The sequence below is a fragment of the Kitasatospora sp. NPDC101801 genome (assembly GCF_044766665.1).
Lineage (GTDB): Bacteria > Actinomycetota > Actinomycetes > Streptomycetales > Streptomycetaceae > Kitasatospora.
Genome location: NZ_JBIWML010000019.1, coordinates 82,203 through 102,334, shown reverse-complemented (window position 1 = coordinate 102,334; position 20,132 = coordinate 82,203). Strand labels below are relative to the sequence as shown.

Genomic DNA, 20,132 nt, shown 5'->3' with positions numbered 1-20,132 from the left:
CATGGGAGACCGAGCCAACGTCATCGTGGTCCGCGACCACGGCCCGCACGAGCTGTACCGGACCGGCTGGGCGGTCGGACTCGACCTCGACCTGCTGGACGGGCCGGCTGCCGTGCTCGCGATGCTCCCCGAACTCCGCCGGGACGGCTGGTGGTTGGACGACGACACGGCCCAGGGCGGGATCCTGCTCGACCTCGGCCGACAGGCGCTGCTGTTCTTCGGCTGGGAGGGCCCGAGCACGCAACTCCGGCACCGCACGGCCACCTTCGAGCTGATCCGGGCCGCCTGGCCGGGCTGGGAGGTCCGCTGGCTGTACGACGGCGCGGCCGAACTGCGCGGGTACGTCGGGCTGGAGCCGGAGTACGTCCGCTGCCGCGACTCCGCGCTCGCGGTGGCCCCGTTCCTGGCCCCCGGGGACGAGGACCTGGCCGGCCCGGACCCGGGCGGCGTGCTGGTCACGGTCGGCGACCGGCACTGCCACGTCGCCTCCGACGCCTTCGACCACCCGGTCCGCGAGGGCACTCCCCTGCTCGACCGACTGGCGGACGCACCCGAGCACCAGGTGTGCCGGCTGCACGTGAACGCCGGCCTCCACCTGGACCCCGAACACCGCCGCCTGGGCTGGTGGTCCCTGCCCAACTCACCGCAGGCGTACGAGACACCGGAGCTGTGGCCGGGGTGGACGGTGCAGTTCTGGCAGGACGACTGGGAGCGACACGTCCGGGCCGCCGGCGGCCGCTTCTCCCCCACGCCCTTCGACCCCGGGGCGGACGCCAGGGCCGCCGTGCTCGCCGAGGCCGGGGATCGCCGGAGCCGGCGGGCCCGCCACCGGCAGGCCCGCTGACCGATCGGACGGCTCAGGTCTGGTACTCGCCGAACCAGCTGCGGCGCAGCAGGTGCTTGGGCAGGTACCCGGACTCGACCGCCACCGGGACGTCGTTGTCGTACGCCAGGCAGGCGATGCCGAGCAGGGGCAGGGAGACGAAGCCGTCCGGGTCCCCCGCGCGCTCCTCGTCGGCCGACCAGAACTCCCGGTGCAGTTCGAGCCCTTGCAGCAGCGCCGCGTCGAACTTCTCCTGGTCCCGCCGCAGGAACTGATAGAAGGCGGCCAGCGGCGGGTACAGCAGCTTGAGCAGCACCTCACGGTCCGCGACCCGGGCGACGTCCGGGTCCGTACCGTCGATCGCCGCGAGCAGCTTCTCCGTCAGGTCCGGCGTGCGGCGCCAGTAAGCCTGCAACGCCTCGACCCACGCGTAGACGTACTCGTCGAACACCGCGCCCGACCCGCGCAGCACGTCCACCGGCACCGCGCTCAGCATGTCCAGCCGCGTGCGCTCCCGGCAGATGACGGCCAGCCAGAACGCGTCGAGCCACGCACCTGCGTCCGTGTAGAACTTCGGCCCGGTCGCCGGGATCTGCCGCACCTCGCGCCCGATCCGGCACTCGACCGACCCGTCGGCGGTCGCGGCCGCGAAGATGCCCGAACTCGCCTGCATCGCCCGCACGTAGGCGTTCCAGGTGCCGAGCTCCTCGGCCTCCGGGTCCAGCACACCGAGCTTCCGGGCCAGGATCAGCGCGGTGTCCACCGCGCTGCTGAGGTGCCACGCCGTCAGCGGTTCCACCGCGAGCTCCTCGTCGAGGACCTCGGCGAGCACCCCGACCGCCTTCGCGAGGTTGCCGCTCTCCACCACATGGCGAGCCACAGTCGTCGTCATTCGCACTACCCCCCTAGGGCTCGATGTCGATGTCGAACTGCTTCATCTTGTAGCCATCGTACTGGCCGTCCTTGACCTTGGCCTGAACCAGGACATAGTCGAGCTTTCCGCTCGCCCAGGCCGCTTCGAGCTCCTTGGCGAGGCGCAGCTCGGTCCCGTCGTCGTCCTTGCGCTTCTTCATCTGGTTGATGATCGCCTTGAAGTACTCCGGGTGTCCCTGCATCACCTGACGCCCGTCCAGGGCCTTCCGGTCGCCCAGTCCGGCAGTCGGCGCCTTCGCCTCGACCACGACGAAGCCCCCGTCCTCCCGACGCCAGATCTGGTCGAACCGGTTGTTGCCGTCCTTCCGGTCGTCGATCCGTTCGGCATCGGGGTAGGTCGCCGGAATGGCGTGGAACTCGGCCGCGCGGTCGCCCAGTTCCTCACCCGCCTTGCCCATCTCGTGGTGCGGGGCCTTGTGCTCCTGGTGCAGCCTGTCGTACTCGGCCTTCGCATCCGGATCGCCGGGGTTCTGCTCGTGCCTCTCCTTCGCCTCCTTCAGCGCGTCCTCGGCCGCCCGGTCCGCCGCCAGCGCCTGTTCACGACGCTCGATCGACCCCTCGATGCTGCGCATCCGCTCGCGATCGGCCGGCGAGGCCGAGAGGTCGACGGCGTCGCCCTTGTAGTCCTCGGCGAGCGGCGGCGGCGCGTCCTGGGCCGCGATCCACTTCCCGGGATTGTCCGCATCACCGTCGACCCACCGGAGTTGCGGGATCTCGTGCCCGTTCTCGTCCTTCATCCCGATCCGGATGCGGTGGCCGTCGACGTTGTAGTGCTTCTTCAGCCACTCCCCGTCCGCCTCGTTGGCCCGCTCGACCTGCTTCCGGACCCGCTCCCGATCCGCGTCGGCGGCACTCGGGTCGTCTGCTCCGGCGGGTTCTTCGGGGGCGTGGCGGTCGTGTTCGGGGTTGTGGTCGGGGTCGGTGTGGTGGGTGGGGGTGGTGGGGTTGCGGTCGGGGTCGAGGGGGATGGCGAAGACGCCGTTGTCGCCGTTGTGGAGGGGCTTGTCGCTGTGTTGGCCGGTCTGGGCGTCGATGTAGGTGATGGTGCCGTTGTGGTTGACGGCGTTCCAGGCGTGGGAGCGGCCGTCGTTGTCGGTGGTGATGATGACGGCTTGGGAGCCGTGGCCGCTGTTTCGGAGGGTGTCCTCGATGCGGTGGAAGGCTTGGGGGCCGTCGCCCATGTCGTTGAATTTGGTGCCGAGGGCGTTCTCGATGCGGTCGCGGCCGTTGCGTTCGCCGCGGTCGGTGGGGTTGCCGTGGGTGTCGTGGTCGGGGGTGCGGGCGCCGGCGGGGGTGGGGTTGCCGTCGAAGGTGTCGACGGTGGCCAGGGCGGTGTCGACGCAGTTGTTGTTGCGGCCGGGGGCGTGGGGGTCGTCGCCGTTGATGGCGGCGGGCCAGTTGCCGTCGTTGGGGTCGGGGTGGCGGACGGGGGTGCCGTCCGGGTTGTGCGGGGTGGCGTCGTTGACCCGCTGGTGGTCGCGTTCGGTGGGGTCGAGGATGCCGCCGGGGGTGCCGGTGGGGCGGTCGGCGGTGGCGGGGCGGTGCGGTGTGTTGCCCGGGGTGTCGTCGGGGCGGGTGTGGTCGGGGCCGTCGGGGTCCAGGCGGGACCCGATGTCGGGGCGCGTGTCGTCGGGGCGGGTGGTGTCCGGGCGGGTGGGGTTCGCGTCGCTGGGATCCAGGCGCGTACCGATGTCAGGACGTGTCGCGTCGGGCCGGGCCGTGTCCGGGCGGGTGCCCTCGGGGCGGTTCGGGTCCAGGCGGGAGCCGATGTCCGGACGGGTGCCGTCCGGGCGGGCCGTGTCGGGGCGGGTCGCGTTCGACCCGGTGGGATCCAGGCGTGACGGAATGTCAGGTCGGGTGGTGTCGGGTCGGGTGGTGTTGGGGCGGGTGGGGTTCGCTCCGGTGGGGTCCAGGCGTGAGCCGATGTCTGGGCGGGTTGTGGGGGTGTTGGCGTAGGCGGTGCGGGGGTCGGGTCGGTTGGTGGGGTTGCGGTCGGCGGCGGGGCGCGGGCCCAGGGTGGGCCTGTCGTGGTCGGGGCGGCGTTGTGGCTGGACCGGTCCGGTGGTGGTGGTAGGTGGTGCGGTGGGCCGGCTGGTGGTGGGGGTGGCCGGGTTGGAGGTGGTGGGGGTTCCCGTGTGCGGGACTCCGCCGGGCACGCCACCGGGCGCCGCGCCCGGGGTGGTGGGGGTGGTGTCGGGGGTGGGTTGCGGGGTGGGGCGGTGGTCGGGGCCGGCCTGGGGCGGTGTGGCGGTGGCGGTGGCCCCACCGGCGGTGTTCAGACGCGGAGCCGTGGCCGGGGTGCCGTCCGTGCCGGTGCCGGTGGGGTCGGCGTAGGCGGTACGCGGGTCGACCCGGGTGGGGGCCGGTTCCGGTGACCCGTGGTCAGAGGTCGGGGTGTGGGCGGGAGTCCGCACCTCCGGCGTCGCAGTGGTGGTGGGCTGGGGTGCGGCGTCCGGACGGGCCGGGGTCGGGGTGTTCTCGTGCCGGGGCGCGGGAATGTCCGCCTGCGCGGGGGTGTGACTGGGCGTCGGCTCACTGGGACGCACCGGGCCGTAGCTGGGACGGCTGTCGTCACCACGCGGGGACGGCGTGTGCTCGGCCGCAACCGGACGAGTGCCGGGATCATGATCCGGGGTCCGCGACGGACCCTCCGGGGACGACGAGTGGGGACGAGTACCCGTATCAGCATCAGGCGTACGCGAAGGCGCACTGTCCGGACGAGCACTGGTGTCGTGGTCAGGCGTGCGGGACGGCGTGCTGTCGGGGCGGGTACCGCCGTCACCGTCAGGCGTACGCGAAGGCGCGCTGTCCGGACGAGGGTCGTGGTCCGGAGTGCGGGAGGGGGTGCTGTCCGGCCGGGTACCGCTGTCGCCATCAGGCGTACGCGACGGAGTGCTGTCCGGCCGAGTACCGCCGTCGCCGTCAGGCGTACGCGAAGGCGCGCTGTCCGGACGAGGGTCGTGGTCCGGAGTGCGGGAGGGGGTGCTGTCGGGGCGGGTGCTGGTGTCGTGGTCGGGGGTGCGGGAGGACTGCTGCGAGTCCGGCCCCGAACGGCCCTCCGGGGACGGGGTGCTGGTGCGGCCGCCGCCGTCGTCGGAACGGCCCGGCGTCGCACCGTCGCCTGCGGGATGCCGGCCCGAACCCGCATCCCCCGACGGCGTGTTCGCCTCACCACCCACCCGCGTCCCGAACGGGTCCAACGGCGCCGAACCCCGCTCGCCGGACACCGGCGACGGACCCTGCTGCGCCGAACGCGGCACCTCACTCGAACCGGACCCATCCCGGCCCGACGAACCCTCCGGCGACGTACCGGGCGCCCGGCCCGCCGAACCGTCCGGCGACGAGCTGGGCGTGTGCGAGGACGGACTGCTACCCGAAGGACCGTGAGAGGAAGGACTGTCACCCGACGAAGGACTGCTGCCGGACGGGCTGCTGCCGTTGCTGGAGGGTGTGCTGCCCGACGACGGGCTGCTGCCCGGGGAGGGCGTGCTGCCCGACGGTGACCTGTCGCCGCTGTTCGACGCATCACCACCACTACTGCCGCTGCTGTCGCTGTTGCCGGAGGAGTCCGCGTCGCCACCGCCGTGCCCCGCCGCACTGTCCAACCCACCACGCGCATGACCACCAGCGCGCGAACCCACCCCGTCCCGCAACGCCTCCGTGAACGTCTGACCCGAGTTCGCGACCGCCGTCTTGAACTCCTCCGCCCCCGCCTTACCGGTCCGCCCCAGATCAAAACCGTCCTGCGCACCGAAACCCTGGTTCACCGTCTGCGCGATCAGATCACTGATCATCGCCTGCACAGCCGAAACCACCGGCTCCTTCAACGTCTCCAGGATCGCCTCCACCAACGCGTCCCGAAGCTCCTTCAACAACCGACGAACAATCATCTTCGTCGCCTGCACCGCCCCCGCGGCACCCAACTCCGACAACCCCAACGTGAACGGCGCAGCCGCCTGAGCAGCGATGATCTCCACCGCCAACACCACCAACTGCGCGATCACCGCGATCTTGCACGCAATCACGATCATCGCCGCCGCATCGAACGCCGCAGCGATCAACCGCGACGCCGCCGCCGCATCCGCCAAATACCCGCCACTACCACCCGCCGAAAACTTCTCCCACGCCTTACCGAACGCCTCGATCGAATCACCCGAATTCGCCGAACGCACATTGTTCGCCGCACCCGCCGCCCGATAATGCAACTCATCGACCGTGTCCGCGAAATCCCGCCACACCTGCGCGGACTCCATGAGCTTGTCCTCGTCCGCCTTCGGCCAATCAAAGCCGAGCATCTCCAGAACCCACTCAACACTGTCCGGCAACATCAGCGACACTTCGCCAAACCCCCCGTAACAAAAACCACATCACGACAACACGAAACCCACAACAAACCCAAAAACAAAAGAAACCAACACACAGACCGACAGGCCGAACCTCAGACCACCTGCGGCCGGTACAACGCGTCCACCCGACCCCCGACCATCCCCTGCGAACCCTCCAACGCCCGGAACGACCCATCCGTCGCCGACTCGTTCGCCTCGTGCCCCGCCGCCATCCCCTGCAACTTCTGCCCGATCTCCCCAATCCGCGTCCCCAAAGAAGCCATCGACTCCTTCATCCCATCCCGCAGACCCTCATACACCACACCGAACTTCTCACCCAGATCATCATCACCCCACGGCGGAGTATCACCCTTCTCCAGGGCCTCCAACTTCGCCGACAAATCCTTCACCGCAGCCGAGAAATCCTCACCGACCGCCACCAAACCCAACCCCTCAGCCCGAAGACCGACCGGATCCACCACAATCTGCTGCGACATCAACGCCCCCTGCTGCGAACCGGACTGTCTCCGCTCGGCATCCCCGGCGCCAACTGAATGAGCAGCAACAGCATTGCCCATCAGATCATAGGAGTTTGCGGGTCGGCAGCCCCTGGAGCGTATCGACCTTGCAACAGGTGCGGGGGCAGGGCCCGTTCACCGCCCACCCTCTCCACCCACCTGTTCGCGGAACCAGGCCCGCGCGGCGCCCGCCGCCGCCTCCAGGTGCCCGGCTCCTCGAACAGGTGGGTGGCACCGGGGATCACCTGAACCGGTGAGGAACCGTCAACTGCGCACTGCGGCGGCCCGGTTCAACCGCAGCACGTCCCGGTCGTGGCCACCGACCAGCAGCAGCACCGGCGCCCGGACCAGCCTGAGTGCGTCGCGGGCTCGGTCCGGGCGTCCGCCGCGCGCGGCCACCGTCCGGGCCTGGCGGGGCCGCTGCGGCACCTGTGCCGACGCCGAAGAGTCCGAGGGGCAGACCGGTGGTGCCGGGGCGGGCTGCGAGCCAGTCGACGGCTGCGACCAGACGGGCGGTCAGCAGGTCGATGTCGAAGCGGTGTTCGCGAGTGTGGGCGTCCACCGCCTCTTCCGGCGCGGTGAGCAGATCCCGCAGGAGGGTGCCCGGCCCGCCTCCTGGAGGGTCGCCGCGACCGCCCGGTTGCGCAGGCTGTGCCGCGAGCTCCCGCTCCCGTGCGCGAACAGCACCCCCCGGGCCGCGACGGGCACCATCAGGTCACCGGCCCACGGGGACGTGCACCCGCTGCACCTGCACGGCAGCCTCCACCGACCCAACCCGGCTCAGACCCGGCTCAGACCCCGCTCAGGTCACCGGCTCGGGGGCGGGCCCCGGCCCCGGTAGCGGTCCCGGTCGCGGGCCGGGCTCCGGCGTGGGCCACGGCGGGCGGGGTTCCGGCCCGGGCGGTACCGGGGGCACCGGGTCGGGCTCCGGCGCGGGTAGGGGGCCGGGGAGTGGCCCGGGCTCCGGGCCGGGTCCCGGGCCCGGCGGTGGGGTGGGGATCGGTGGCACGGGGTCGTTCGGCGGGATCGTCATGACGGACCCTCCGTTCGTCGTCTCCCCCGCGCCTACCCCACCCGCCTCCGTTCACACGGCGACCCGGACGCGCGGCAGGGCCACGGGCCGGCCTACGGAATGCCCAGCTCGAACAGCACGTAGCCCGCGTACCACCCGCTGGCCACCGCCGTGACGCCGAAGACCGCGATCAGCGAGGGCAGCGACACCCGCCGGAGCGCGACCGCGATCGGCAGGAAGAGCGGGAAGCAGGGCAACAGGTAGCGGGAGGTGTTGCCGAAGATCTGGGCGCTGCCGAGCACCAGCACGATCGTGACCAGCGTGAAGACCAGCAGGAAGACCGGCACCCGCAGGCGGATCAGCAGGAAGATCAGGATCGGCAGCAGCACCACCAGCACCAGCCCGATCATGTCCTCGGTCGGGTACGTGAAGGCGTACCCGCCGCGACCGAGCAGGATGGTGCGCACCACGTTGAAGGTGTGCTCGCCGTAGTCGAAGAAGTGCAGCCAGCCGCCCTTCTGGAGCTTGAAGTAGCCGCTCCAGTCACCCAGTCGCCAGTTCGCCCAGGCCAGGTAGCCGAAGATGCCCAGCGGGGCGATCAGGACGGCGGAGACCGGGCCGATCCAGCCGTCCCGGCGGCGGACCAGGGCGATCACGGCGGCCACCCCGAGGGCCATCACCAGGGCGGCGGCGGTGGGGCGGTTGAGGCCGGCCATGAAGACGGTGACGCCGGCCGCCAGCCAGCGGCGTTCCAGCACGAACCAGCAGGACCAGGCGGCCAGCGCGACGAACAGCGAGTCGGAGTAGACCGCCCACTCGACGCCGGAGCCGGGGAAGACCGCCCAGACGGCGGCCGCGATCAGACCCGCCCGACGGTCGAACAGCCTGGCGGCCACGGCGTAGATCCCGGCCGCGGCCACGAACGAGGCGACCACCGACACCACCATGCCCGCCCCGTAGGAACCGAGGCCGGTGACGGCGGAGACCAGCTTCATCATGCCGGGGTAGAGCGGGAAGAAGGCGACCGAGTTCTGGTCGTACTCGAAGGGGGGCGGCCCGATCTTCACCAGCCGTGGGTCGTACCCGTTCTCGGCCACCTGCCGGTACCACCAGCCGTCCCAGCCGGCCACCACGTCCCAGGGCCGGGCGCCGCCGCCGAACCGGGGGGTCTTGGTCAGGTACTCACCGGACCAGGTGAGCAGCCACATGAAGACGGTGAACCCGGTCAGCTTCAGCAGGCCGAACACCGCCAGCGCGGGGCCGTACTCCTCGGAGACCCGACGGAACCAGTCGCGGAGCGACTCGCGGGGGCGCTCCGCCGAACCGGCGTCACCTTCGGCCGACTCCCGCTCCCCGTCCCGCTGCTCCGAGTCGGACGACACGGACGACACGTTCGGCTCAGCCGATTCGGTCGGCTCGGCCGACTCGGTACCGGGGATCGCGGTCAAGGGTCCTGGTCTCCTGACTGGCTGTGCGGCCGGGCGGGTGTGGCGTCGTAACAGGCGGATCGGACGGGTCGGACGCACCGATATTTTCGGAAGCGTACGCCATCGGCCGGAGGTCCAGACCAGTCCTCGGCAGAACCCGAACGGGTCGGGCCGGGCCGGTCAGGAGCCCGTGCGGCGCTCGAACACCTCGGGTCTGGCGGTGTCCAGCGCCGTCGCGACGGCGCCGAGCAGCACCGCCTCGTGCCCGAGCCGGCTCGGGACCAGCTTCGGCCGCAGCGGGGTGAGGTCGTGCAGCGCCCGCTCCACCGGTTCCAGCAGCAGGTCCGCGCTGCAGCCGATGCCGCCGCCGAGCACCACCAGGTCCGGGTCGAGCACGGCCGAGACCAGCGCGACGGCGTACGCGAGCCGTTCGGCCTCGCCCTGCACCGCCTCGACGGCGGCGGGCACCCCGTCCCTGGCGGCCTGGAAGACCTGTTCCGCCGTCAGCGGTCCGGTCAGGCCGAGCTCCCGGGCTGACCGCACCACCGCCGCCGCGCTGACCGTGTCCTCCAGGGTGGCCCGCTGCCCCGGGACCGGGAGCGAGCCGATCTCGCCGGCCGCGCCGTGGGCCCCGGCCACCAGCTCGCCGTCCTTCACCACGCCGACCCCGAGGCCGGTGCCGACCAGCAGGTAGACGAAGACCCGGCCGCCCGCGCCCGCGCCGAAGGCGTACTCGCCGAGGGCGGCCAGGTTGGCGTCGTTGCCGACCGTGACGGTGGTGGCCAGGCCCTCGGCGATCCGGTCGAACAGCCCGGGCCGGCCCCAGCCCGGCAGGTTCCCGGCGTAGCGGACGCTGCGCCGCTGCTCGTCCCAGACGCCCGGGGTGCCGACCACGGCGTGCACGATCCGGTCCGCCGTCAGCCCGGCCTCCGCGGTGGCCTCCCGGGCGGCCGCCACCACCGCGTCGGCCACCTCGTCCGCCGAGCTGCCGTGGTTGGGGACGTCCCGACGGGCGATCAGCTCCCCGGTCAGGTCGGCCACCGCGACCCGCAGGCGGCCCCGGCCGATGTCCACGCCGAGCACGTGGCCGGCCGCCGGGTCCGGCTCGTACAGCAGCGCGGTCCGGCCGCGTTCGGGGGCGAACACGCCCGCCTCCCGGACCAGGCCGCCCTGCTCCAGGGTGGCCAGCGCCGCCGACACGGTGGGCTTGGACAGCCCGGTGTCCCGGGCCAGTTGGGCCCGGGAGGACGGGCCGTCGGTGCGCAGCCGCTCAAGCAGCAGCCACTCGTTGTTGCTGCGCAGCCGTTGCCGGTTCCACGGCTGGGCGGCGGTCTGCCCACCCGGTCCGACGGGCAACTGGCGGCTCATGGCTTCCTCCGGTCCTGATCATCCGATGCAGGAGTAGGAAGTTACCGCACGCCCGGGGGGGCACCGCCGCTTCGGAGTCCGGATCAGAGCGTGGTGAACCAGCCTCCCAGCAGCCTGGCGTCCGCGCTGTCGGGGTCCAGCGGTGGCAGGCGGTCCGCGAACGCCTCGGCGTCGTCCTGCGGCCGGTAGCCGAGCTTCCGGGCGCCGGAGAGGTCCCACCACGCGCGGGTGTTCGCGCTGATCCCGTTGACGACGGTGTGGCCGACGTCGGGGGCGGTGAGGGCGGCGTGCACCAGTCGGGCGCAGTCGGCGGGGCTGAGCCAGGTGGCGAGCATCCGCGGGCCGCGCGGTTCGGGGAAGCAGGAGCCGATCCGGATCGACACCGTCTGCACGCCGTACTTGTCGGCGTACAACGAGGCCAGGCCCTCACCGAAGACCTTGGACAGGCCGTAGTAGGTGTCCGGCCGGCTGGGGATGTCGGTGCCGATCGGTCCGGACGAGTCGAGCGGGGTGTAACCCACCGCGTGGTTGCTGCTCGCGTAGACCACCCGCCGGACGCCCTCGGCCCGAACCGCCTCGTACAGCTCGTAGCTGCCCTGGATGTTGGCGCCCAGGATGTTGGCGAAGCTGTCCTCCACCGAGATCCCGCCCAGGTGGACGACCGCGTCCACCCCGCGCACGGCCTCCCGTACCGCCGCACCGTCGCGGAGGTCGAACACCAGGGAGTCGGTGCCCGGGATCGGCCGCAGGTCGGCGAGCCGCAGGGTGTGCCCGTGGCCGGGCAGCAGCTCACGCAGCATGGTGCCGACACCCCCGGCGGCTCCGGTCAGCAGGACCTGCATGAACGTCAACTCCCTTGACTGAAACGATGGTTGCGGAACTCCCCGGCCAGCTCCGCCAGCAGCGGCTGCTGCCGGGTGGGGAGCAGCCCGAGGTGGTACAGGCTGAGCCGCTCGGCGCCCGCCGCCCGCAGGCGCCGGACGTGCGCCGGCAGTCCGGCCGGGTCGGCGGGTGGCAGCAGGGTCACGTACGCGTCCACCGGACGGCCGAACTCGGCCGCGCGCTTGACCAGTTCGGCACTGGCCGGAGCGGTCGGCCAGCACGGCACCAGCAGCGCGTCCACCTCGGCGGGCGCGGCGGGGGTCAGGCCGGGCGACGGGCCGGTGGCCCACGGGTCGGGGTGGGCGTGCAGGGTGACGGGCACACCGGGCAGCAACTCCCTTACAGCCGCCACCACTTCGCGGCGCAGGCGGTTGGCGGAGGTCTGCCGGGCGGCCAGCAGGGCGGTGGCGACCGGCGCCGGCAGCCACTCCTCGCGCTCCACCGCCACCCGCAGCAACCGGGTCACCTCGACCGGGTCGAGCCCGCCCCAGCCGGCCCGGCAGCCGGGGCAGCAGCACACCGAGAGCGCCCGCAGCGCGGTCGGCGGGTAGGCGCCGTCGGTCTTCTCGTGGCAGCCGAGGTGGCTCGCGCCCAACTGCCCCGCCGACTCCAGCGAGACCCCGCCCAGCGCCCCGGCGGGCAGTCCGCGCAGGGCCTCGACGGCGAGCGTGACGCAGTGCTCGCGCACCTCGGGGTGGCTCGGGCAGAGCGCGTACGGGTAGCGCTCGCCGTAGCAGTTGAGCACCGTCGACTCCGGTGCCAGCAGGCCGAGTCGGGTGTTGTGGGCGAGCACCACCCAGGCGTTCACCGGGATGCCGGCCGCCGCCAGGACCGCGATCGCCTCGCCCGCCGGGTCGGCCTCGGCCAGCCAGTCCGGGCCGAGCGGGGCGAGCCGCCGCCCGGCCCACGCCTGCGGTCGGACCGGCCGGTAGAGCGCGGCGTACCGGGCGTCCACCAGCCGTCGGTGCGGGTGCTGCGGGGTGGCGGCCCGGGTGGAGTGGTAGCTGACGGCGAGCGTCACCGCGTCCAGCCCGGCGGCCTTCACCCGGTCGGCGAAGGCCGGGTCGCCGAGCACGTCCCAGGGGTAGGCGTGCGCCGAGACGGTCACCATCGCGGCCGCCGCTTCTCGAAGCCCGGGTCGATGCTGCGCAGGTACGCGGTGTCGTCGCGCTCCCGGATGCCGCAGCGCAGGTAGTTCTCGTGCAGCCGGGCCAGCGCGTCCGGGTCCAGCCGGACGCCCAGGCCAGGGGTGTCCGGTACCCGGACGGCGCCGTCGACGATCCGCAGCGGTTCGGCCAGCACGTCCTCGCCGTACTGCCAGGGGGTGTGGGTGTCGGCGGCGTAGGTGAGTTCGGGCAGCGCGGCACCCAGGTGGGTCATCGCGGCCAGGCTGATCCCCAGATGGCTGTTGGAGTGCATCGAGACCCCGACGCCCCAGGTCCGGCAGGTGGCCGCGAGTTCGGCCGAGCGGCGCAGGCCGCCCCAGTAGTGGTGGTCGGCGAGCACCACGCCCACCGCCCGCTGTCCGAAGCCCTCGGGCAGGTCGGCGGGACTGACCACGCACATGTTGGTGGCCAACGGCATGGCCGCGCCGCGCGCCACCTCGGCCATTCCGGGGATGCCGGGGGTGGGGTCCTCCAGGTACTCCAGCAGCCCTTCGGTCTCGGCCGCGACCCGGAGCGAGGTCTGCACCGTCCAGGCGGCGTTGGGGTCGATCCGGAGCGGGTGGGTCGGGAAGGCCGCGCGCAGCGCGTGCACCGCCTCGACCTCCTGCTCCGGCGGCAGCACCCCGCCCTTGAGCTTGATCGAGCCGAAGCCGTACTGCCCGACCATCCGCCTGGCCTGGGCGACGATCCCGTCCGGGTCCAGCGCCGCGCCGTACTCGTCGCCGGCCGCGCCGGGGTGACCCGCCCACTTGTAGAACAGGTAGGCGGAGTAGGGGACTGCGTCCCGCACCCGGCCGCCGAGCAGATCCACCACCGGGCGGCCGACCAGCTGCCCCTGGAGGTCCAGGCAGGCCACCTCGAACGGGCTCAGCACCCGCAGCGCGGTCTTCTGCGGAGTGGAACCGCCGGTCAGACCGTGCTTGTCGGGGGCGTCCGCGTCGCCGAGCACCGCCCGGATCCGGCGCAGCAGCCCGTTGGTGTCGAACGGGTCGAGCCCGGTCAGCGCCGGGGCGACCGCGCGCAGCAGCGCCAGGTGCGGGGCGTCCCCGTAGGTCTCCCCCAGGCCCACCAGGCCGTCGCCGCAGCGCAGTTCGACCACCGCCCGGAGCGCCCAGGGCTGGTGCACCCCGGCCGAGTTGAGCAGCGGGGGGTCGGCGAAGGCGATCGGCGTGACCACCACGTCCCTGATCCGCACGGTCACTCCACCACCGTGGCCAGGGCGGCCCGGCCGCGCGCCAGGATCCGGCCCAACTCGTCGACGTGCTCCGGCGAGGCGTCCACCAGCGGTGGCCGGACCCGGCCCACCGCGAGGCCGGCCAGCCGGGCCCCGGCCTTGACCAGCGCGACGGCGTACCCGGGCACCCGGTCGCGCAGTGCGACCAGTGGCAGGTAGAACTCGGCCAGCAGCAGCCGGACGGTGTCCTGGTCGCCCCGCTCGACCGCCCGGTGGAAGGCGGTGGCCAGGTCGGGGGCGAAGCAGAGCACGGCCGAGGAGTAGCACTCCACGCCGATCGCCCGGTACGCCTGGACCGAGAGCTCGGCGGTCGGCAGACCGTTCAGGAAGCCGAACTCGGCGGCCCGCGGGTGGCCACTGGTCCGGACGGCGGTGACCAGCCGGAGCATCGCGTCCACGTCGCCCCGGCCGTCCTTGATCCCGGTCACGGTCGGCAGGTCGAGCAGCGCCAGCGCGGCGGCCTCGTCCAGGACGGCGTTGGCGCGCTGGTAGACCACCACCGGAAGCGCGGTCGCCGAGGCGACGTAGCGGACGTGCTCGACCAGCCCGCCCGGGGTGGACGTGACCAGGTAGGGCGGCAGCAGCAGCAGTCCGTCCGCGCCGCACTCGGCGGCCACCACCGCGAACTCCCGGGCCATCCGGGGGCCACCGCCGCAGCCGGCCACCACCGGCAGCCGGCCGTCCGCGACCCGGACGGCGGTGACCACCAGGTCGCGGTACTCGTCCAGGGCCAGTGCGGTGAACTCACCGGTGCCGCAGGCCACGAAGAGCGCGGCGGGCCCGGCGGCCACCTGCTGTTCCAGGTGCTCGGCGAAGACGGCCAGGTCCACCTTGTCGTCGTCGGTGAACGGGGTCAGGGGGAACGACAGAAGCCCGTGCAGGCGCATGAAATCTCCTGATCAGAACGTTGGTTGAGGGTGGGACCGGCCCCCGGGTGCCGGTCGGTCCTAGCCCTTGACCGCGCCGGAGGTGAGCCCGCGCATGAACTGCCGCTGCATGGCCAGGAAGGCCAGCACGCTGGGCAGCAGGGCGAGCAGCGCGGAGGCCAGCAGCACCCCGACGCCGACCTGTTCGTCGGCGCGCAGGGTGCGCAGCGCGAGCGGCAGGGTGAACTGCCTGGCGTCGGTGGCGACCAGCAGCGGGAGCAGGTACTGGTCCCAGATCATGGTGAAGCCGAAGATGCCGATCACGCCGAGGGCCGGCTTGCACAGCGGCAGCACCACCGACCAGAAGATCCGCAGGTCACCGGCGCCGTCCAGGCGGGCGGCCTCCTCCAGTTCGAGCGGGATCTCCTTCATGAACTCGGCGGTCACCAGGATCGAGAAGGCCCAGGCCCCGACCGGGACGATCATGCCCAAGAGGCTGCCGGTGAGCGAGAGGTCGGACAGCACCAGCGAGAGCGGGATGGCCAGCACCTCCTCCGGCAGCATCATGGTGGACAGGATCAGCAGCAGCACCAGCCGCATCCCGGGGAAGCGCTTGCGGGCCAGGGCGTAGCCGGCCGAGATGCTCACCCCGACCTGGAGCAGCAGGCCGCCGCCCACCACCAGGAAGGAGTTGAGCAGGTAGCGCAGCACGTCCCGGTCGAAGGCGGCCCGGAAGTTGGCCAGCGTGAGGTCGGTCGGCAGCAGGGTGAGCCTGGTCGGGTCGCTGACCGGGCTGAACGCGCTGACCAGCAGGGCGAGCAGCGGCCCGGCGAAGACCAGGACCAGCAGCCCGTAGAGGACCAGCTTGCCGATCAGGGCGAGCGGGCCGTTCCGGGCGTCCAGGCCGAGGGCGGTGTCGAGTTGACGGTGCTTCATGGCGCGGCCCTTCCGGATGTCGCGGCCTTCCCGGTTCGGCGACCGCCGAGCCTGACCAGCAGGGTGAGCAGTACCGAGACCACCAGCAGCACCATCGAGCCGGCCGCCGCCACGCCCAACTCGCCGCGCTCCAGGCCGAGTCGGTAGATCAGGGTCATCAGCACCTCGGTCGAGCCGTTCGGCCCGCCGTTGGTGAGCAGGTAGATCTCGGTGAAGACCCGCAGGCTGCGGATCGCGGCCAGCGTGAGCAGGATGACGAAGGCGGGCCGCAGCGCGGGCAGCGTGACGTGCCAGACCCGCCGCCACGCCCCCGCACCGTCGGCGGCGGCGGCCTCGTAGAGCGTCCGGTCCACTCCGGCCAGCGCGGCCAGGAAGATCATCATGTCGTAGGGCGCACCGCGCCAGACCCCGACCGTCATGACCGACCAGAGCGCGCTGTCCGGGCTGTTCAGGAACTGCGAGGGCCCCACCCCGACCCAGCTCAGCAGGCCGTTCACCACGCCGTCGGGGGCGGGGTAGTAGAGGATCCGCCAGACCTCGGCGACCACCGCCATCGCGGTGACGGTCGGCAGGAACACCGCCGTCCGGACGAGCCACAGCCGCCGCGAGGTGCCCTCCAGCACCAGGGCGAGCGCCAGTCCGAGCAGCACCGAGCCGCCGGTCTGACCGACCGCCAGCAGCAGGGTGTGCCCGATCGCGTCGAGGAACGCCTCGTCGGTGACCACCTGCCGGTAGTTCGCCCCGCCGACCCAGCGGTCGCCGAGGTAGGGCCGGACCTCGTGGAAGCTCATCCCGACCGCCCGCCACATCGGCAGGAACTTGAAGAGCCCGAACAGCACCAGCGCCGGGGCCAGGAACAGCCAGGGGGTCAGCCGGCCCCGACGGTTCGGCCACCCGACGGTCGGTCCGAGGTTCATCAGGAGCCGGCTCCCTGCTTGGTCAGCTCGGCCGCGAAGGCGCCCGCCAGCTTGCTGAGCACCGCCTTGGGGTCGGAGCCGCAGTCGGCGACCAGGCCGTTCAGCGCTTCGGCCGAGGCCTGCCGGAACGGGGTCCACTCCTTCACCACCGGCGCGTACCGGCCGGCCTCCCGGAAGACCTGGTCGAAGACCAGCCAGCGCTGGTCCTTGCGGACGGCCGCCAGGTCCACGCCCTTGTTGACCGGCAGCCGGACCACGTTGCCGTCGGTGTCACCGGCCATCCCGATCGTCTGCCCCTCGACCGAGACCAGGAACTCGGCGTACTTCTGCTGCCCGGTGCGGTTCTTCGACCCGGCCATCAGGTACGCGTTCTCGCCCTCGGCCAGCGAGACGCTCCGCCCGCCCGGACCGGCGGGCAGCGCGATCACCTCGTACTTGTCCTTGCCCAGGCTCTTGTCGAACCGCGCCATGTTGTACGGGCCGGTGAAGTAGATGCCGCCCTTGCCGGTCTCGAACAGCGGGTGGGCCTGGGTGGTCTCGGCGGTCGCCGCGCCCGGCACCACGGTCTTCGCGGTGCAGAACTGGTCCTTGAGCCGCTGGGCCGCCAGCACCGAGGCCGGGTCGGCGATCGCGGGCGTCTTCCCGTCCTTGCTGAAGTAGTCGCCGCCCGCCGACCACAGGAAGCTGGAGAAGTACCAGTCCAGGTAGCCGCGCTTGGTGGAGCCGGGGACCACGTAGCCGTAGCTGTCGGCCTTGCCGTTGCCGTCCGGGTCCTGCGTGGTGAACGCCGTTGCCAGCGCGTCGAGTTCGTCCCAGCTGGTGGGCTGGGCCAGCCCGAGCTTCTCCCGCCAGTCCTTGCGGATGAACAGCCCGAAGGTCTGGGCCGAGAACGGGACGCCGTAGTACTTGCCGTCGGCGCCCTTGGCCGCGTCCCAGGACGCGGGTATCAGCTGGTCGCCGCCCTTGGTGGCGGGGCGGTCGACCTCGCGGACCAGGCCCTGCTTGACCAGGGTGCCGAGCTGCGCGGTGTCGTTGACGATCAGGTCCGGCAGCTTCTTCTGCGCCGCGGCCTGCTGCAGCTTGGTCTCGAAGTCGTCGAACAGGGCGGTGACATGGGCCGGGACACCGGTCAACTCAGTGAACCTCGCGGCCAGTTGCTGGTGGGTCTTCTCCGTGTTGGAGCCCGGGGGCTTGCGCACCCAGATCTCCAGCGGCGCCTTGTGGTCGGTGGCGCCCTGGCCGTCACCGGAGCCGGAGCCGCACGCGGTCAGGGAGGTCAGGGCCACGGCGGCGGCCAGAACGGCCGCAAGGGTGGTTGCGGATCTGCGGAGCATCGACGTCCCGTCTACGTATATGGACAGAATCTGAGAATGTGGCAGCACTGCAAGGGAAAGTTAGCGTCCGTTACTATGACGGTCAACACTCCTGCGGCACTTATCTGGATGGTGGACATGCCCTCTGCCCAACCGGACGCTTCGACGGTCAAGTCGGCCGAGCGCACCGTGCGCATCCTGGAGGCACTGGCCGCCTCCCCCGGCCGACTGACCGTCAGCGAGCTGCAGGAACGGCTCGGTTACCCCCGCAGCAGCCTGCACGCCCTGATCCGGACCCTGCGCGAGCTCAAGTGGGTGGAGGCCGACGACAGCGGCTCCTCCTTCGGCGTGGGGCCGCACGCGCTGCTGTCCGGCACCGCGTACCTGGACCGCGACCCGGCCCTGCCGTATGCCAACGAGACCCTGGAGGACCTCCGGGCCGAGACCGGCTACACCGTGCACTTCGCCCGCCGGGACGACGCCTACGTGCTCTACCTGGCCAGCCGGGAGGCCCGCGACACCGTCCGGGTGGTCTCCCGGGTGGGCCGCCGGCTGCCGGCCCACCTCACCGCGCTGGGGCAGGCGTTGCTCGCCGAGCTCACCACCGCCGAGGTGGACGCGATACTGCCGGACGAGCTCCCCGCGCTCACCCCGCACACCGTCACCGACCGCGCCGAACTGCACGCCGAACTGGCCCGCTCCCGGGACCGTGGCTGGGCACTGGAACGGGAGCAGGGCACGCCCGGCGTCAGCTGCGTCTCCGCCCCCGTGCACTACCGGATCCCGGCCACCGACGCGATCAGCTGCTCGATGCCGGTCGGCGCCGCCACCGAGCAGGAGGTGGCACGCGTCGCGAGGGCGGTGGTGTCCCACACCACCGCCCTCGCCGGTACGCTCCGCCGGCACGGCATCAGGTAGCGACCACCCGGCCGGCGTCCCCGTCCCGCTACGGCGTGACGGGGACGTTGGTCAGGCCGCTCACCGCCCTGGTGACGGTGTTGGAGGCGTACACCACGTTGGGCCGGGCCGAGCAGCTCGACGGCGAGGTGATCCTGATGGCGTAGGCACCGACCCCGTCCAGGTCCGAGGTGTTGCCCCGCCAGACGTTGCCGCAGCCGTTCGGGAACGACGGCGTGCTGCTCGGGTTGTGCGTCTCGTACCCGTTGGCGAAGGTCCCCGGGGCCGCGAAGCTGCCGGTGTTGCCCTCGATCAGGTAGTCGATGCCCTTGACGTCGATCCAGGAGTCGGCCGAGTTCTCACCGCTGATCCCGCGACCGTCGAAGGTGTTGCCCCGGATGACCCCGGCGAACGTGCCCTCCTTGACGTCGATCGGCTCGGCCGCGATGTACGGGCCGATCCGGTTGTTCTCCACCAGCACCCGGTCGGACCGGTCCGCCCCGCCGGAGTTGCCGTGGCAGCCCCAGTTCGAGCCCGCCGAGCCGAGGTAGACCCCCTCGCCGTACCCGGGCTGGACCAGTCCGGTGTACTCGATCACCGAGTTCCGGATCACCCCGTCGGCCGAGGACCGGCGGAAGTGCACGCCCTCCTCCTCGACGTGGTGGACGTACAGCCCGTCCACCGTCACGTGGTGCGAACTGTCCAGCACCACACCCTTCTTGGAGTCCTTCACGGTGAAGCCGGTCAGGTTCCAGTACGGCGCCCCGGCCAGCCAGAGGCCGTAGCCGGAGTCCCAGCCGGGCGTGGGCTCCGGGCAGGCGGGCGGGTCGCCCGAGGGGCCGTCGTTGACCAGCACGGCGGTGCGCGGGCCGGTCAGCGTGATCCGCTGGGCGGCAGTGCCGGGCCGGGTGGTGGCGAACGCGCCGTGGTACTCGCCCGGCGCGAGCCGGATGGTCTGGCCGGGCGTGGCCGCCGCCAGCGCGGCGCTCAGCTGCGCGGCGGTCGAGACGTCCACCACCGAACCGGCCGGGCCCGTGGGCGTCGGGGTGGGTGTGGGTGTGGGTGAAACCGTGGGCGTGGGCGTAGGCGTGGGCGTAGGCGTCGGGCTCGGGGTGGGCGAACCACCGCTGCACGGCGCCCCGTTGAGGGTGCAGTTCAGCGGCAGGCCGAGACCGGCGGCGTTGAACCCGAAGCTCTGGGTGCCCCCGGGCACCACCGTGCCGTTGTAGCCGACGTTCACGAACTTGTAGTGCTGACCATTCTGGGTCCGGGTGGACGACCAGCTGCTGGCGACCGTGGTCCCGGCCGGCAGGTCGAACTCCACCGTCCAACTCGCCGAAGCGGCATCGCCGTTGTTGGTCACCACCACGTCGGCCCCGTAGCCGGTGCTCCACACCGACCCCTGCACCACCTTCGCGGTCAGCTTCGGCGCCGCCGCGTGCGCGGGCAGCGCCAGCAGGCTCGCGGCGGCCAACGCGGCGGCGGTGAAGCCGCCCAGTACTGTTATGCGCATCC

The 20,132-nt window shown here is 72.2% G+C and carries 18 protein-coding genes; 4 read left to right on the top strand and 14 right to left on the bottom strand.

All coding sequences use genetic code 11. The features are described 5' to 3' along the window. Position 1 precedes the first annotated feature (1 nt). Positions 2-844 (top strand): hypothetical protein, encoded by an 843-nt coding sequence (locus ACIRPK_RS21575; protein WP_403040884.1) that lies wholly within the window; start codon positions 2-4, stop codon positions 842-844. A 13-nt stretch (positions 845-857) separates the two neighbouring features. Here ACIRPK_RS21575 and ACIRPK_RS21570 read toward each other — a convergent pair whose 3' ends face one another. After that, complete coding sequence (locus tag ACIRPK_RS21570; protein WP_403040883.1) at positions 858-1,715, bottom strand: immunity 49 family protein; 858 nt, start codon at positions 1,713-1,715, stop codon at positions 858-860. Between the two features lie 13 nt (positions 1,716-1,728). Next, positions 1,729-4,302: a toxin glutamine deamidase domain-containing protein gene (locus ACIRPK_RS21565; RefSeq protein WP_403040882.1), complete on the bottom strand. Its 2,574-nt coding sequence runs from the start codon at positions 4,300-4,302 to the stop codon at positions 1,729-1,731. Positions 4,303-5,206: 904 nt separating this feature from the next. On the opposite strand from ACIRPK_RS21565, the gene ACIRPK_RS21560 reads away from it, so the two are divergent. Further along, a complete protein-coding gene (locus ACIRPK_RS21560; RefSeq protein WP_403040881.1) occupies positions 5,207-5,377 on the top strand; it encodes a hypothetical protein in 171 nt (56 codons plus the stop codon). A 345-nt stretch (positions 5,378-5,722) separates the two neighbouring features. Next, a complete protein-coding gene (locus ACIRPK_RS21555) occupies positions 5,723-5,956 on the top strand; it encodes a hypothetical protein (RefSeq protein ID WP_403040880.1) in 234 nt (77 codons plus the stop codon). Between the two features lie 238 nt (positions 5,957-6,194). On the opposite strand, the gene ACIRPK_RS21550 is transcribed toward ACIRPK_RS21555, so the two are convergent. The 11 genes from ACIRPK_RS21550 to ACIRPK_RS21500 all read right to left on the bottom strand — a co-directional run bounded on the left by ACIRPK_RS21550 (position 6,195) and on the right by ACIRPK_RS21500 (position 17,741). Further along, entirely contained in the window at positions 6,195-6,578 is a 384-nt protein-coding gene (locus tag ACIRPK_RS21550; protein ID WP_403040879.1) for a hypothetical protein, read from the bottom strand. A 285-nt stretch (positions 6,579-6,863) separates the two neighbouring features. Then, on the bottom strand, positions 6,864-7,028 hold the full coding sequence (locus tag ACIRPK_RS21545) for a hypothetical protein (RefSeq protein ID WP_403040878.1): 165 nt from the start codon (positions 7,026-7,028) through the stop codon (positions 6,864-6,866). A gap of 696 nt (positions 7,029-7,724) precedes the next feature. Continuing rightward, positions 7,725-8,993, bottom strand: coding sequence for a glycosyltransferase family 39 protein (locus ACIRPK_RS21540; RefSeq protein ID WP_403040877.1), 1,269 nt, complete (start codon positions 8,991-8,993; stop codon positions 7,725-7,727). A 225-nt stretch (positions 8,994-9,218) separates the two neighbouring features. Next, on the bottom strand, positions 9,219-10,406 hold the full coding sequence (locus tag ACIRPK_RS21535; RefSeq protein ID WP_403040876.1) for an ROK family protein: 1,188 nt from the start codon (positions 10,404-10,406) through the stop codon (positions 9,219-9,221). An 83-nt stretch (positions 10,407-10,489) separates the two neighbouring features. Then, the gene (locus ACIRPK_RS21530; RefSeq protein ID WP_403040875.1) at positions 10,490-11,248 is read right to left on the bottom strand and encodes an NAD-dependent epimerase/dehydratase family protein; all 759 of its coding nucleotides are present in this window, start codon (positions 11,246-11,248) and stop codon (positions 10,490-10,492) included. Between the two features lie 5 nt (positions 11,249-11,253). After that, positions 11,254-12,399, bottom strand: coding sequence for a hypothetical protein (locus tag ACIRPK_RS21525; protein ID WP_403040874.1), 1,146 nt, complete (start codon positions 12,397-12,399; stop codon positions 11,254-11,256). Beyond that, the gene (locus ACIRPK_RS21520) at positions 12,393-13,649 is read right to left on the bottom strand and encodes a glucarate dehydratase family protein (protein WP_403040873.1); all 1,257 of its coding nucleotides are present in this window, start codon (positions 13,647-13,649) and stop codon (positions 12,393-12,395) included. The genes ACIRPK_RS21525 and ACIRPK_RS21520 overlap by 7 nt, the downstream gene beginning before the upstream one ends. A gap of 2 nt (positions 13,650-13,651) precedes the next feature. Next, positions 13,652-14,575: a 5-dehydro-4-deoxyglucarate dehydratase gene (locus ACIRPK_RS21515; protein ID WP_403040872.1), complete on the bottom strand. Its 924-nt coding sequence runs from the start codon at positions 14,573-14,575 to the stop codon at positions 13,652-13,654. Between the two features lie 60 nt (positions 14,576-14,635). Beyond that, positions 14,636-15,490: a carbohydrate ABC transporter permease gene (locus tag ACIRPK_RS21510; RefSeq protein ID WP_403040871.1), complete on the bottom strand. Its 855-nt coding sequence runs from the start codon at positions 15,488-15,490 to the stop codon at positions 14,636-14,638. Further along, on the bottom strand, positions 15,487-16,407 hold the full coding sequence (locus ACIRPK_RS21505) for a carbohydrate ABC transporter permease (protein WP_403040870.1): 921 nt from the start codon (positions 16,405-16,407) through the stop codon (positions 15,487-15,489). Before ACIRPK_RS21505 ends, ACIRPK_RS21510 begins: the two co-directional genes overlap by 4 nt. Continuing rightward, entirely contained in the window at positions 16,407-17,741 is a 1,335-nt protein-coding gene (locus tag ACIRPK_RS21500) for an extracellular solute-binding protein (RefSeq protein WP_403040869.1), read from the bottom strand. The genes ACIRPK_RS21505 and ACIRPK_RS21500 overlap by 1 nt, the downstream gene beginning before the upstream one ends. 117 nt (positions 17,742-17,858) lie before the next feature. Between ACIRPK_RS21500 and ACIRPK_RS21495 the strand changes: the two genes are divergently transcribed. After that, positions 17,859-18,638 carry an IclR family transcriptional regulator gene (locus tag ACIRPK_RS21495; RefSeq protein WP_403040868.1) on the top strand — a complete coding sequence of 260 codons (780 nt, stop codon included), beginning with the start codon at positions 17,859-17,861 and terminating at the stop codon, positions 18,636-18,638. Between the two features lie 28 nt (positions 18,639-18,666). Here the strand turns inward: ACIRPK_RS21495 and ACIRPK_RS21490 are convergent, their stop codons facing one another. Continuing rightward, positions 18,667-20,130 (bottom strand): cellulose binding domain-containing protein, encoded by a 1,464-nt coding sequence (locus tag ACIRPK_RS21490; RefSeq protein WP_403040867.1) that lies wholly within the window; start codon positions 20,128-20,130, stop codon positions 18,667-18,669. Between the last annotated feature and the right edge of the window lie 2 nt (positions 20,131-20,132).